This window comes from Noviherbaspirillum sp. FW303-A3 (genome assembly GCF_058788695.1).
Genome location: NZ_JBYTAZ010000001.1, coordinates 1,598,647 through 1,613,164, shown reverse-complemented (window position 1 = coordinate 1,613,164; position 14,518 = coordinate 1,598,647). Strand labels below are relative to the sequence as shown.

The window sequence follows — 14,518 nt, the reverse complement described above, 5'->3', positions numbered from 1 at the left end:
ATGGATACCCGTATGGCCGCCGCCGTCGTGCACGACATCAAGAACGCCCTCGGCGTCCTCGAAGGCATGCTGGCGGGCCTGGTGCAGGAGCCCACGCGGGAGAATGCCGTCTCGGCGCAGGACATGTGCTCCTCCCTGCGCGATAGACTGATCGGATTCCTGACGCTGTACAAGGCCTCGTCCCAGGGTCTGATTGCGCGCGTCGACGCGGTGAACCCGGAGGACTTCCTGCATGCCCTGGTGCGTGACAACCCGACCGGCAGGCCGGAGCTGAACGTGGTGGTGAATACGCAGGACATGCCGATCCTCGGCTTCTTCGACGAGAACCTGGCCGGACTGGCCATCGCCGCCGCGCTGCAAAATGCGACCCGGTTTGCGCGTTCGGCCGTGGAAATCGGCTGCGTGATGAACGGTTCCGGCGAGCTGGTCTTTTCCGTGCGCGACGACGGGCCGGGGCTCGGCGCGCAGGAAGACAAGCCCTCCACCGGCCTGGGAACGGCGCTGTGCGCTGCCATCGCGCAGGCGCACCACAAAGGAGAGCGGCGAGGCTCGGTGTCGCTGCAGGATCATCCGCAAGGCGGTGCACTGTTCGAGATGCGCCTGCCCTGATGTTGCACTGCACATATCGCGCTGCTCAAGCTTTGCCGTAATCTTGTCGATATACAACATAAGGACAAGAAGGGGTGCCAGCCCCGTAGACGATTGGAAGCGCGACAGCGAGGATAGCCATGAGTATCAGCGTAACCTTCAATAGTGCGCACAGGATACTGCTCGCCTCGGACTTTTTCATGGCGCGCCGCCCCGTGCTGGACAGGGAGCAGCACCTGGTCGCGCATGAGCTGATGTTCTTCAGCGACGACCGCACGGCCGCCGAGCCCGGCGATGCCGATGAACAGCCCACTTCCACCACCGTGATCGCCGACGTTTATGAGCATGGCATGGCACGCGTGATCGGCGACCTCGTCGGTATCCTGTACGTCGATCCGCAAACGATCATGAGCGACGTCTTCGATTTCCTGCCGCCCGACAAGCTGGTGCTGGAAATCGCCGAAGTCCATGAGGTCACACCCGCACTCCTCGAACGCCTAGCCGAACTGAACGGGAAAGGCTTCCACTTTGCGCTGGTGGACAACGGCGGCGCCGTCGACCTGTCCGGCCTGCTGCCCTTCGTCGAAGGCGTACGGATCGACGTCACCGGCAAGAGCGAAGAGGAACTCGCGCAGCTTTGCTCCGCCTACGCGCCGCTGGGAAAGCGCCTGCTGGCGGAGAAGGTGGACACGCATGAACAGTTCCAGGCGTGCTACAGGCTCGGATTCGACTATTTCCAGGGCTATTACTTCACATCGCCCGTCTACGCGGAAGGCAGGAAACTCGCACCATCCCATCTTTCCATCATGTCCTTGATGGCGCTGATCGTCTCCGATGCGGACAACTCCGTCATCGAAGACCGGATCAAGGGCAACGTGTCGCTCGGCCTGAACCTGCTGCGGCTGGCGAATACGCCGGCTTTCAGCGCCCACCGCATCGACTCGCTCAGGCAGGCGTTGATGGTGCTCGGCCGCAACCAGCTCCAGCGATGGCTGCAGGTGATGCTGTATGCCGACAAAGGTGACCATGGCGGCATCTCTATGCCCCTGCTTGACCTCGCCACCACGCGCGGCCGGCTGATGGAACTCCTGGCGCAGAAACTCAAGCCGGGCAACCGCGGCATCGCCGATACCAGTTTCACGGTCGGCATCATGTCGCTGATGGATTCCCTGTTCGGCATGTCCATGGAAAAGATCCTGGAACAGATCCCCGTCGTGGACGAGGTCAGCGATGCCCTGCTGCACCGCCAGGGATACTACGGGCAGCTGCTGCGCCTGGTCGAGTACACCGAGTGGCATTCGAAAGTCGACGCGCAGTTGCTGCAGGCAGTTGGCGAGCTCCGCGTTTCCCACAACGACCTCTATCTCCTGCAACTGGCCGCCTTCGAGTGGAGCGACCACGTCACGCGCGGCGTGCGCTAAGAACTATTTCCTGTGGCGGTTACTTCTTCGAGACGAACGCATTCCCCTCGATATAGAACCGCAGCGGCGCGTCGGCCCATTCGCCGGCGTAGGCCACCCCGATGCGGGGACGGACGGCAATCGAAAACGCCTCCTCACTCGCAGGCGCGGCGACATGGAAGTCATCGCTCAGCAAGTCGTGGCCGTTTAGCCTGCGGTCGATGCCCAGCGCCCGGCAGAGCAGGCCCGGGCCTTTCGTATTGCCTTCAATGTTGGCCACCGGCTCGACGGCGCGGATCAGCACCGCCGACCCGTTGCCTTCCGGTTCGGTGACGATGTTCATGCAGTGGTGCATGCCGTAGATCAGGTACACATAGGCGTATCCGGGCGGGCCGTACATGACCGCCGTGCGCGGCGTCACGCCTTTCGACGAATGCGCGGCGAGATCGTGCGCGCCGACATAGGCTTCCACCTCAACGATGCGGGCGCACTTTTTCATGCCGCCGTCGACATGCACCAGATGTTTGCCGAGCAGGTCGCGCGCGACCACTTCGGTTGCGCGGGTATAGAAGGTGCGCGGAAGCCTGCCGTTCTTCTTCATGCGGATGGGAACCGGGTTGCTGGAAAAAGCCGATTGTAGTCTGACCCGGACCAGCATGTCCGATGCCCGGGCATTGCCCTTCAATGCGGCATTACCGCGCTTTTTTGCGGGAATGTCGGATCGGCCATCAGGTACCTCTCGAACTCCGCTGCCGGTACTGCCGAGCTGTAGAAGTAACCCTGCACCTCGTCGCAGCCGAACGTGCGCAGACGGTCCACTTGCTCGCGCGATTCCACGCCCTCCGCGATCACGCGCAGCTTCAGGCTGTGCGCCAGGTTGATGATGGCGTAAGCGATCGCCTCGTCGTCATCGTCGTGCATCATGTCCTTGATGAAGGAGCGGTCGATCTTGATCTTGTCGATTGGAATCTGTTTCAGGTAGCTCAGGCTGGAGTATCCGGTGCCGAAGTCGTCGATGCTGATGCCCACGCCTATCTCGCGCAGGCGCATCGCGAGTTCTGCCACCTGCGACGCGCGCTGCATGACCGCGCTCTCGGTAATCTCCAGCTCCAGGCAGGATGCATCCAGCCCGCTCTCGTCGAGCACGCCGATGACCAGTTCCGCGAATCCTTTCTGCTGGAAGTGGATCGGCGACACGTTGACCGCCAGGGGCACCGTCCGCAGACCCTTCTCATGCCACCGGCGGCACTGCGCGCATGCCTCGCGCAGCACCCATTCGCCAATGGACGAAATCAGCCCGCGTTCTTCCGCAACCGGGATGAATTCCACCGGCGAAAGGAAATCGTGCTGTCCGTTTCGCCAACGCAGCAGCGCCTCGGCGCCGATCATCCTGCCGGTGCGTGTGTCGATTGCCAGGCGCAGCTCCCTTTCGATGGTGGCGCTGCGCGTGATCTGGTAGTTCAGTTCCTGGGTGAAGAACTGGTAGTTGTTGCGGCCGCGGCCCTTGGCCTGGTACAGCGCAGCGTCTGCATGCCGGACCAGCTCGTGCAGCTCTTGCGCGTCGTCGGGGAAAATGCCGATTCCGATGCTGATCGTGGTGTGGATCTGGTGATCGCGCAGCAAGAACGGCCGCGCAGCCGAGGCGAGGATCTTTTCCGCGACGGCGACTGCCCGCGTTCCCTTGTCGAGGTCGGACAGTACGATCAGGAATTCATCGCCGCCGATGCGCGCCACCGTGTCTTCGCTGCGAACGCAAGCGACAAGCCGTTCGCCGATCGTCTGCAGCAGCAGGTCGCCGATCTGGTGGCCCAGCGAGTCGTTGACGTGCTTGAAATTGTCCAGGTCCATGAACAGCAGCGCCACTTTCCGGCGGTTGCGCTGCGCGATGTGCATCGCCTGCGCCAGCCGGTCCTGCAGCAAGGTACGATTGGGAAGCTTCGTCACGTTGTCGAAATAGGCGAGCTGTTGCACCTGCTGCTCGGCGGCCTTGCGTTCGGTGATGTCGCTCGTTACGCCGTCGATGCGCGGCGATTCTCCTTCCGTCTCGGGGACCAGCCGGCCACGGCACTGGACCCAGCGCACGCTGCCGTCGGCGTGTACGACCCGGTATTCGATATCGCACATCGGAAGCTCCGGCGTCAGGCCCGCAAGCAAGCCATGGACGCGTTCCCGGTCCTCCGGGTGGATGCCATCGAACCAGAGCTGAGGGCGATCGAGGAATGCCGCCGGCGGATAACCGTAAATGCGCTCCACCGACGGATTGATGTAATTGAGCATGCGCAGGCTGGCGGAGAACGACCAGACGACATCGAGGATGCTCGCCAGGATCGAATCCAGCTTTTCCTGGCTTTGCCGCAGCGCGGTTTCCGATTGCCGCTGCAGCGCTTCCTTCTCGGATGCGGCCTGGAGCATCTGCAAGCGGTGCCGGCTCTCGCGTCCCTTCCACCATATGCGCGCCACCAGCGCAAACAGCAGCAGGAGCGCGATGCCGGCGCCCGCTACCACCCATGCCAGCCGGTTCACGTTGGCGCGCGACGCGGCCTGGTCGAACATCGCAACCAGATACCAGGGGGCGACGGGAATCTTCCGTGCCGCGGCGATTACGGTACGCCCATCCGTTGTCTGCAGCAGAACCGGACGCATCGGCCAGACGGTGTGCGCGCTGAACTGTTCCAGGGTAATCGGAAGTGCCTCAAGGTCTCTGAAAAAGGTCGTGTTTTTATCTGCTACGGTCACGATCACGCGTCCCTCGCGTTCTTCCGCCAGCACAACTTCCGTCGCGGCATTGAGCAGCGGCACAGGCTCCACCAAGGCTTCGATATGAATATCCACGTTGGCGCTCAATATCAGGATGGCCTGCATCCTTTCGCTCTTGCCGGACGCCGGCGACAGCGGTGCGGCGATAGAGACCAAATGACTGGCTTGCGGAAAGCTGGTTGACGCGTGGATGGGCGAGATCCGGATGACATTTGTCCTGGCGGCATTCATTGCCGTGCGCAATACCGGCTCTCCCAGCGGCGCGTGATTGTCCTCGCTGCTGATCAGGACCACGCCATTACTGTCCACGACGGTCACGTCGAGGTAGCCGTAGGAAGATTTGATCGCCCGCAATTGCGCCTGTATCCGGCGCCGGACTGCCTCTTGGGACGCGCTGTGTTCCATCCATGCCTGCACCGCCTCTCCCAGGAACTGGTCGCTGCTGAAGGCATGGGCGTCGCCAAGCCTTTCCACCGCCCACCCCGCTACCGCAGCACTCTGCATGTCCGCGGTATGGCCCAATGTCTGTTCTGCACGCATTTCGTCGCGTTCGGCCAGGTGACGGTAGATGCCGTAGGCCAAGAGCAGGAACAGGGCGAGCAAGCACGCAAAGACGCCGGTGGCAAAGCGCGATGACCGACCGGCATCGGACGAATCTGCGGGCATGGGCGAACTCCTGACTTGCTTGCCTGTAACGGGCGGTACAGATCCTGCCGTGGCCGGCAGGCAAGCGGCTTTCCACGCGCAACGGCATCGATGTTGAGACCGTTCGGGGACGCCGATGTTCGGTGAGAACAGGTGCCCGCTGAAATGTTACCAGGTGTCGATGCAGGGACGCTTCTTACCCTGTCGCAACGGGGCTGGTGGAGCCGCGCGCAATCCGTGCAGCACCCAGTCGCGCGTCGCCTGTGGATCGATCACGGCATCGATTTCGAGGAAGGAAGCCATGTTGATGGCCTTGCCCTTGCGATACGATTCCTCCACCATCTTGTCGAACAGCGCCTTGCGCTCTACCGGATCATCGACGGCTTCCAGTTCCTTGCGGAACCCCAGCCGTACAGCGCCTTCCAGTCCCATTGCGCCGAACTCGCCGCTGGGCCATGCGACCGTGAAGAAGGGGGCATGGAAACTGCCGCCCGCCATTGCCTGCGCGCCCAGTCCGTAGCCCTTGCGCAATACGACCGTGAAAAACGGAACGCTGATACTGCCCGCTGTCACGAACATGCGCGATACGTGCCGCACCATGGCTGTCTTTTCCGCGTCTGGCCCAACCATGAAACCAGGCGTGTCGCACAGCGACAGGATGGGCAGGTCGAAGGCATCGCACAACTGCATGAAGCGCGCTGCCTTGTCCGCAGCGTCGGCATCGATCGCACCGCCCAGGTGCATCGGATTGTTTGCCATCAGGCCGAACGGACGGCCTTCGATCCGGATCAGTGCCGTGATGATGCCGGTGCCGAAAGTGCGTCGCAGTTCCAGCACGGAATCCTTGTCGGCGAGCATATCGATCACGGTGCGTACGTCATAGGAGCGCAGCCGGTTTTCCGGCACCAGCCGGCGCAGCTCGCGCTGGTCCGCGCACTCCCATTGCGCAACCGGCCCCTGGAAGTAGGACAGGTATTGTTTCGCCGCGCGCACCGCCTCTTCTTCATCCTTCACCACGATATCGATCACGCCATTGGGCGCCTGCATGCTGACCGGGCCGACCTGTTCCGGTTCGAACACGCCCAGTCCGCCGCCTTCGATCATCGCCGGGCCGCCCATGCCGATTGTCGCATTCTCCGTCGCGATGATGACATCGCAGCAGCCGAGGAAGGCGGCATTGCCGGCGAAGCAGCGGCCCGAGACGATGCCCACGCGCGGCACCAGCCCGCTCAGTTTCGCGAAGTTGATGAAGGACATGACATCGAGTCCGGCAACCAGCATCGCATCGGTATCGCCCGGGCGTCCGCCGCCGCCTTCCGCGAAGATCACCACGGGCAATTTCCATTGCTCCGCTAGCTGGAACATGCGGTCGGTCTTCTTGTGGTTCATCATGCCCTGCGTGCCGGCGAACACGGTGTAGTCGTAGGCCAGCACCATGCAGCGCGACTTGCTGTCGTCGAACAGCGCGCCGTTGACGCTGCCGATACCGGCGACCAGGCCGTCGGCGGGGCTGATGCGGATCAGTTCTTCCTCTGTCCGTCGGCGGCGCTGCGCAGCGATCGCGAGCGCACCGTACTCGATGAAGCTGCCGGCGTCGCACAAGTCGGCCACGTTTTCGCGCGCGGTGCGCTGGCCTGTCTTGCGCCGCCTCGCGACGGCATCGGGTCGTGCCGCATCGAGGCCGATCTCGTGGCGTTGCAAGGTCTCCGCAAGGTCCGGACGGATGGCGTCGAGGTCGATGCCTTCCGCCAGTTCCGCCTCCAGCGCATCGACGTCGGCGGGCTCGATATGGACAAGCGGGTGATCGCGGAAGATGACGTCGCCATGCTGCACGTCGATCATCCTGACGATGCCGCCGATGGGAGACGCGACTACATGCTCCATCTTCATTGCTTCGATGACGGCGAGCTGGCGTCCGGCATGGACCAGGTCGCCTTCCTTCACATCGATGGAGACGACCGAGCCTTGCATGGGAGCGGGGACGGGAACGGTTCCCTCCGGCGCATGCGCTGCGGCAGCGTGTTCGGCAACCGCGGTTTGCGCCGCCGGTTCGGGATACAGCTTCTGGTGCGCGCCGCTCACCGGTTCCACGAGCGCTGCGATGTGCTCTTCGACGAAGCGCGTGTGCACGCGGTTGGCGACCACGTCCGGCCGGGTCAGCAGGTTCTGCAGCAGGCCGATGTTGGTGTCCACACCTTCGATGCGGAATTCGCAGAGGGCACGGTAGGCATGCGCGATGACGTCGGGATAGCGGCCGGAAGAGGTGGACGCGATCAGCTTGGCCAGCAGGGAATCGAAGTTCGGGTTGGTGACATAGCCGGTGTAGCCGTAGGTGTCGACGCGCACGCCGGGGCCGGAAGGCAGGTCGAATGCGGTCAGGCGTCCGCCCGACGGCTGCGTGCTTCCGTCCGCGTCCATGGTCTCCATGTTGATGCGCAATTGGGCGGCGAATCCACGCGGCGCGGGAACTTCATGCTGGGTCAGGCCGATCTGCGCCAGCGAGGCGCCGCCTGCGAGTTGCAGTTGCGCCTTCACCAGGTCGATGCCGGTGATTTCCTCGGTGACGGTGTGCTCGACCTGCAGGCGCGGATTGGCTTCGATGAAATGGAAGGCGGCGCGGTCCGAGTGGTCGGCGGCATCCACGAGGAATTCGAAGGTGCCCAGGCTGTTGTACCGCACTTCCTGCGCGAGGCGTACCGCCGCGTCGATGATGCGTTTCTGGACGGGATGGGGGAGGGTGGGGCTGGGCGCCACCTCGACAAGTTTCTGGTTGCGGCGCTGCAGGGTGCACTCGCGTTCCCACAGGTGCGTGACGCTGCCGCTGCCGTCGCCGACGACCTGCACTTCGATGTGGCGGGCGCTGGCAACCAGCTTTTCGACATAGAGGTCGGCACTCCCGAATGCGGCTTTTGCTTCGGACTGGCAGCGTGCGAATGCTTCGGGCAATTCATCGGCGCTGTTGACGGCACGCATGCCGCGTCCGCCGCCTCCCGCAACGGCCTTGACCATCATCGGTGCGCCATCGAGCGATGCGAGGAATGCGCGCGCCTCCTCCAGGCTGGTGGCATGGCTCGTGCCGGGAATCACCGGAATGCCGTGGCGTTGCGCGAGTTCACGGGCGCGCACCTTGTCGCCGAACAGGTCGAGCACTTCCGGGCGCGGCCCGACGAAGGCCAGGCCTTCCTCCGCGCAGCGGCGAGCGAAGGCAGCGTTCTCGCTCAGGAAGCCATAACCGGGATGGATGGCGTCGCAGCCCGCTGCCTTGGCGGCGGCGACGATCTGTTCGATGTCGAGGTAGGCCGCCGCGCCCGTCCCCTTGAGCCCGCGGCGCTCATCCATCCGGCGCACATGCAGCGAGGCGGCGTCGTCCTCGGAATACACGGCCACGGTGTGGATGCCGAGTTCGGCAGCGGCGCGGGCGATGCGGATCGCGATTTCGCCACGGTTGGCGATCAGCAGGCGGTTGACAGCCATGGGAGTCCTTGTCTCGTGATGTGCAATCGTTCTGGTGCCTGGTGTTTTAGCACGTCCGTACGATTATTGTCCACGATTTTGGACTCCGCTATTTACCGTCACTCCTCCGGGATCTGTCCGCGAATTTCTCCGCCCGGGAATGCCGCGCTGTGCACGTTGATGTAATACCGCTCATTCAGCAACGCGGTCATCTGGGCTTCGGTCAGTTGTCCGCTGACCGTCCAGATACCGCTTCCCGGTGCCGTTTCCCGCATGGGAAATACGACAGGCCCGGTGTCGGTCGCGATGCCTTCGTGGATATGCGCCGCCGTTCCCGCGATGCCGGCGGTCGTTGCCGTTGCCGTAAACTGCCGGCTGACCGGGTCAATGGTCACGACGGCCTTGCCCGTCGCCGTGCTGTTGGTCGGCGGTACTTCCTTTGAACCGGACAGGTCCAGGTTGATCGTCAAGGGGGCAATGCTCGTCCCCGATGGCGTTGCTCCGGTGGCGGTCGACGCCGGGGCAGCCGGCGTTGTTTCAGCCGGAGCCGGATCGCTATCCCCGCCGCAGGCAGCAAGCGAGGCCAGCACGCCTGCGGATACGGCGCGGATGAACGACAAGCGAGAGAGTGTGGATCCCATTTCAGCACCTCTTCTGTGTGCAACAACATGATCCTGCCCTGAGGCTCGCAGCCGGCATTGGCAACCGGCGTCGACGTTCGCCGCGCGGCATGGGCGACGGCGTATTGATGACCGACGGAGAAGAATTATGCCGCTCGGAAGCGAGCGTCTTCCTTGCTCTTACAGGAAGATTAGACAGGCCTGTTGTGCAGCCAATGATTTATGCCAAATCTTTGCGCCAAAACCAGGCCATGGGCGCGCACGGACTTGCCTTGCCGGGGCGGGCGGTGCCGCCCCGGGTTTCGTTACGCCAGCTGCGCGGCGTAGGCTTCCAGATGCGTGTCCGTACTGCCGAACTGCAATTCGATCGCCATCAATCGCTTGAAGTAATGGCTGACGTCCAGCTCATCCGTCACACCCATCCCGCCGTGCAGCTGCACCGCCTGCTGGCCGACGTAGCGGCAGGCCTGGCCGACGACGACCTTGGCGGCTGACAACGCTTTGCCGCGCACTGTGGGATCGGGATCATTGCAGCGAACGGCAGCGAGGTAACTCATCGAACGCGCCTGCTCGATGTGCAGCACCATGTCCGCCATGCGATGCTGCAAGGCCTGGAACTTGCCGATCGGCTGGCCGAACTGCTTGCGGTTGCGTGCATATTCGACGGTGGCGGCGAGCAGCTTGTCGAGCGCGCCGATAGCCTCTGCACAGACGGCGGCTATGCCGAAATCGAGCACTTCGGCAAGCCTGGATTCCGCCTCGCCGTCGAGCAGGGCATTGGCCGGCACGAACGCCTGGTTGAGCCACACTTCGCTTGCCGGCACGCCGTCCACCGTCTTGAACGGCACGAGGCGCACGCCCGCCACTTCGCGCGGCACGAGGAAAACGCCGATGGGGCCGGACTCGCCCGCCTGCGCGATGCGCGCCGTCACCAGCAGCACGTCCGCCGACGCCCCATGCGTGACAACGCTCTTGTGGCCGGTGATGACGTAGCCATTGCCGACCGGCCACGCGCGCGTCTCGATCGCCATGCGGTCGAAGCGGGATGCATGTTCGTCATGGGCGAATGCCGCGATTTTCTCGCCGCCAGCCAGCGCCGGAAGGTATTCGCTGCGCTGCGCTTCGCTGCCCATCAATGCAAGGGCTTTCGTCGACAGCACGGCACTCGCCAGATAGGGCTCCAGCAGCAGGCCTTCCCCGATCGCATTCATGACGAGCATGGTATCGACAGGTGAGCCGCCGAGCCCGCCATCGGCTTCCGGCACATTGATCGACAGCAGGCCGATGTCGGCCAGCGCCTGCCAGGCTTCGCGGCTGAAACCGTCCGGCGATTTCTCGCGGATCTTCTGGCGAGCCTCGAAGTTGTAATCCTTCGTCACGAAGCGCCTGGTGGTGTCCAGGAGCATCTGTTGTTCTTCGGTAAACGTGAAATCCATATCCGTACTCCTACAGGCCCAGGATCATCTGCGAGATGATGTTCTTTTGAATTTCGTTGGAGCCGCCGTAGATCGACAGCTTGCGCATGTTGAGGTAGTTCGGTCCCAGCGGTACCGAATAGAACGGTCCCACCGGATCGCCCTGGTAGCCCGCTGCCATTGCTTCGCGGCGCAATTGCAGCGCATAAGGGCCTGCGACCTGCACCAGCAGTTCGGTGATGGCTTGCTGGATTTCCGTTCCCTTGATCTTGAGGATGGATGCTTCGGGGCCCGGCGCACGCCGTTCCGCTTCCGCGGCAAGCACGCGCAGGTTCGTGATTTCCAGCGCGGTCAGGTCGATCTCGACCTGGGCGATGCGCGCGGAGAACAGCGGGTCCTTGATCAGCGGCTTGCCGTTCTTGGTCTCGATGGACGCAAGCCGCTTCAGGCGGGACAGCTCGCGTTTCGCGATGCCGATGCCGGCGATGTTGGTGCGCTCGTGTCCGAGCAGGAACTTGGCATACGTCCAGCCCGCGTTCTCCTCGCCGACGAGGTTCTCGACCGGCACTTCGACGTTTTCCAGCCAGACTTCGTTGACTTCATGTGCGCCGTCCATCGTGATGATCGGGCGGACCGTCACGCCCGGGCTGCGCATGTCGATCAGCAGGAAGGAAATGCCGCGCTGCGGCTTGGCTTCCGGATCGGTGCGTACCAGGCAGAAGATCCAGTCGGCGTATTGCGCCTGCGTGGTCCACGTCTTCTGTCCATTGACGATGTAGCGGTCGCCGTCGCGCACTGCGCGCGTCTTGACGGAGGCGAGGTCGGAACCGGAACCGGGTTCGGAATAGCCCTGGCACCACCATTCGTCGGCGGCGAGAATTTTCGGCAGGAAGCGGTCCTGCTGCTTCGGCGAGCCGTACTGCATGAGCACCGGCGCGACCATCTTCAATCCGAAGGGAATGGCGCGCGGCGCGCCTGCGGCGGCGCATTCTTCCTCGAAGATGTACTGCTGCACCGTGGTCCAGCCGGTGCCGCCGAAATCCTTTTTCCACGCCGCGCCGCCCCAGCCCCTGGCGTGCAGGATTTTCTGCCAGCGCACATAGTCGTCGCGGCCCAGGATCAGGCCGTTGATTACCTTGTGCTGGATGTCGGGGGGCAGGGAGGTGGCGACGAAGTCGCGGACTTCCTGGCGGAATGCGAGTTCCTCGGGGGTGAAGTTCAGGTCCATGGAGTCCTCTGGTCAGAAGGCGGCGATGCCGGTCTGTTCGCGCCCGAGAATCAGCGCATGGATATCGTGCGTGCCTTCATAGGTGTTGACCACTTCCAGGTTCACCATATGGCGGATCACGCCGAACTCGTCCGAAATGCCGTTCCCACCCAGCATGTCGCGCGCCATGCGGGCCACATCCAGCGCCTTGCCGCAGGAGTTGCGTTTCATGATGGAGGTGATGGCCACCGCAGCCGTGCCTTCATCCTTCATGCGGCCGAGGCGCAGGCAGCCTTGCAGGCCGAGCGTGATTTCGGTCTGCATGTCGGCCAGCTTTTTCTGGATCAGCTGGTTCGCCGCGAGTGGCTTGCCGAACTGCTTGCGGTCGAGCACGTATTGACGCGCGATATGCCAGCAGGATTCGGCGGCGCCGAGCGCGCCCCAGGCAATGCCATAGCGCGCCGAGTTCAGGCAGGTGAACGGTCCCTTCAGGCCGCGCACGTCGGGGAAGGCATTCTCGTTCGGGCAGAACACTTCATCCATCACGATCTCGCCGGTGATCGATGCGCGCAGGCCGAACTTGCCGTGGATGGCCGGTGCGGACAAGCCCTTCATGCCCTTGTCGAGGATGAAGCCGCGGATGTCGCCTTCATCGTCCTTGGCCCACACCACGAACACGTCGGCGATCGGCGAATTCGAGATCCACATCTTGGCGCCGCTGATCAGGAAGCCGCCGGCCACCTTCTTCGCGCGCGTGACCATCGAACCGGGATCGGAGCCGTGGTTCGGTTCGGTCAGGCCGAAGCAGCCTATCCATTCTCCCTTCGCCAGTTTCGGCAGGTATTTCTGCTTTTGCGCCTCGGTGCCGAATTCAAAGATCGGCACCATGACCAGCGAGGACTGCACGCTCATCATCGAACGGTAGCCGGAATCGACGCGCTCCACTTCGCGCGCGATCAGGCCGTAGCTGACATAGTTCAGACCGGGGCCGCCATACTGCTCCGGGATGGTCGGGCCGAGCAGCCCGAGTTCGCCCATTTCGCGGAAGATGGCGGGATCGGTCTTCTCATGCCGGAAGGCTTCCAGCACGCGCGGCTGCAGGCGTTCCTGGCAGTATGCGTTCGCCGCATCGCGCACCATACGCTCTTCGTTTGTCAGCTGCTGGTCGAGCAGTAGCGGATCGTCCCAGTGGAATTGCACCTTCTGTTTCATGTTGTCTCCGGTCTTATTGTGTTCGTTCGATCACGACGGCCAGGCCCTGGCCGACGCCGATGCACAGGCTGACCACGGCGTAGCGGCCGTTGCGGCGTGCCAGCTCGCGGCTGGCCGTCAGCGCGAGGCGCGCACCCGAAGCGCCGAGCGGGTGGCCGAGCGCGATCGCGCCGCCGTTCGGATTGACGCGCGTGTCCTTGAAGTCGATCTCCAGCAGTTTCAGGCAGCCGAGTACCTGACTGGCAAAGGCTTCGTTGATCTCGATGATGTCCATGTCCTTGAGCGACAGGTTGGCGCGGGAGAGGGCCTTGCGGATCGCGTAGACGGGGCCGATGCCCATGACACGCGGCTCGACGCCTGCGACCGCCGCGGACAGGATGCGCACCATCGGCGCCTTGCCTGCCTTCTCGCCGGCGGCACGGCTGCCGATCAGCAATGCCGCTGCGCCGTCGTTGATGCCGGAGGCATTGCCTGCGGTGACGACGCCGCCTTCGAACAGGGGTTTGAGTTTTTCCAGAGAGGCAGCGGTGGTCTCGGGACGCGGATGCTCGTCCGTGTCGACCACGACCGGCGGCGTCTTGCGTCCGGTGGGAACGCTGATCGGGTGGATTTCGCCGGCGAAGAATCCGTCCTGCAGCGCGGCGTGGTATTTCATCTGCGATGCAAGCGCAAAGGCATCCGCCTGCTCGCGCGTGACGCCGCATTCCTTCGCGACGTTGTCGCCGGTTTCCGGCATGGTGTCGGCGCCGTATTGCGCGGTTACCTTCGGGTTGGGGAAGCGCGCCCCGATGGTGGTGTCGAAGACCTTGAAATCGCGGGAGAAGGCCGATTCCGACTTGGCCATGACGAAGGGCGCGCGGCTCATGCTTTCGACACCGCCGGCGATGAACAGCTCGCCTTCGCCGCAGGTCACGGCACGCGCCGCGTCCATCACGGCCGCGAGTCCGCTTGCGCACAGGCGGTTCACGGTCTGCCCTGCAACCGTGACGGGCAGGCCGGCGGCGAGGAGGGCGTTGCGCGCGATATTGCGCGCATCTTCGCCTGCCTGATTGGTGTCGCCGAGGATGACGTCCTCGATCTGTTCCGGCTTCCAGGGATTGCGCGCCACGACGGCACGCATGACTTCCGCGACGAGGTCGTCGGGACGGACCGGAGACAGCGCGCCGGCATGGCGGCCGAAGGGGGAGCGCAAGCCGTCGTAGATATAAGCGTCGAGCATGG

General features: G+C 63.6%; 10 protein-coding genes. 2 read left to right on the top strand and 8 right to left on the bottom strand.

Annotation, left to right across the window (positions count from 1 at the left end):
- Positions 1-609, top strand: a complete 609-nt coding sequence (locus AC3WOY_RS07935; RefSeq protein WP_492422476.1) for a sensor histidine kinase — start codon at positions 1-3, stop codon at positions 607-609.
- Between the two features lie 119 nt (positions 610-728).
- On the top strand, positions 729-2,009 hold the full coding sequence (locus AC3WOY_RS07930) for an EAL and HDOD domain-containing protein (RefSeq protein WP_492422474.1): 1,281 nt from the start codon (positions 729-731) through the stop codon (positions 2,007-2,009).
- Positions 2,010-2,028: 19 nt separating this feature from the next.
- On the opposite strand, the gene AC3WOY_RS07925 is transcribed toward AC3WOY_RS07930, so the two are convergent.
- The 8 genes from AC3WOY_RS07925 to AC3WOY_RS07890 form a co-directional block, all read right to left on the bottom strand.
- A complete protein-coding gene (locus AC3WOY_RS07925; RefSeq protein ID WP_492422472.1) occupies positions 2,029-2,646 on the bottom strand; it encodes a DNA-3-methyladenine glycosylase in 618 nt (205 codons plus the stop codon).
- Positions 2,647-2,669: 23 nt separating this feature from the next.
- Positions 2,670-5,411, bottom strand: a complete 2,742-nt coding sequence (locus AC3WOY_RS07920) for a bifunctional diguanylate cyclase/phosphodiesterase (protein ID WP_492422470.1) — start codon at positions 5,409-5,411, stop codon at positions 2,670-2,672.
- 147 nt (positions 5,412-5,558) lie between these two features.
- Positions 5,559-8,864 (bottom strand): acetyl-CoA carboxylase family protein, encoded by a 3,306-nt coding sequence (locus AC3WOY_RS07915; protein ID WP_492422468.1) that lies wholly within the window; start codon positions 8,862-8,864, stop codon positions 5,559-5,561.
- A gap of 98 nt (positions 8,865-8,962) precedes the next feature.
- Complete coding sequence (locus AC3WOY_RS07910; protein ID WP_492422466.1) at positions 8,963-9,484, bottom strand: CHRD domain-containing protein; 522 nt, start codon at positions 9,482-9,484, stop codon at positions 8,963-8,965.
- Positions 9,485-9,768: 284 nt separating this feature from the next.
- Positions 9,769-10,899, bottom strand: a complete 1,131-nt coding sequence (locus tag AC3WOY_RS07905) for an acyl-CoA dehydrogenase family protein (protein ID WP_492422464.1) — start codon at positions 10,897-10,899, stop codon at positions 9,769-9,771.
- A 10-nt stretch (positions 10,900-10,909) separates the two neighbouring features.
- Entirely contained in the window at positions 10,910-12,106 is a 1,197-nt protein-coding gene (locus AC3WOY_RS07900; RefSeq protein WP_492422462.1) for an acyl-CoA dehydrogenase family protein, read from the bottom strand.
- A 12-nt stretch (positions 12,107-12,118) separates the two neighbouring features.
- Complete coding sequence (locus AC3WOY_RS07895; protein ID WP_492422460.1) at positions 12,119-13,297, bottom strand: acyl-CoA dehydrogenase; 1,179 nt, start codon at positions 13,295-13,297, stop codon at positions 12,119-12,121.
- Positions 13,298-13,310: 13 nt separating this feature from the next.
- Entirely contained in the window at positions 13,311-14,516 is a 1,206-nt protein-coding gene (locus tag AC3WOY_RS07890; RefSeq protein ID WP_492422458.1) for a 3-oxoadipyl-CoA thiolase, read from the bottom strand.
- Between the last annotated feature and the right edge of the window lie 2 nt (positions 14,517-14,518).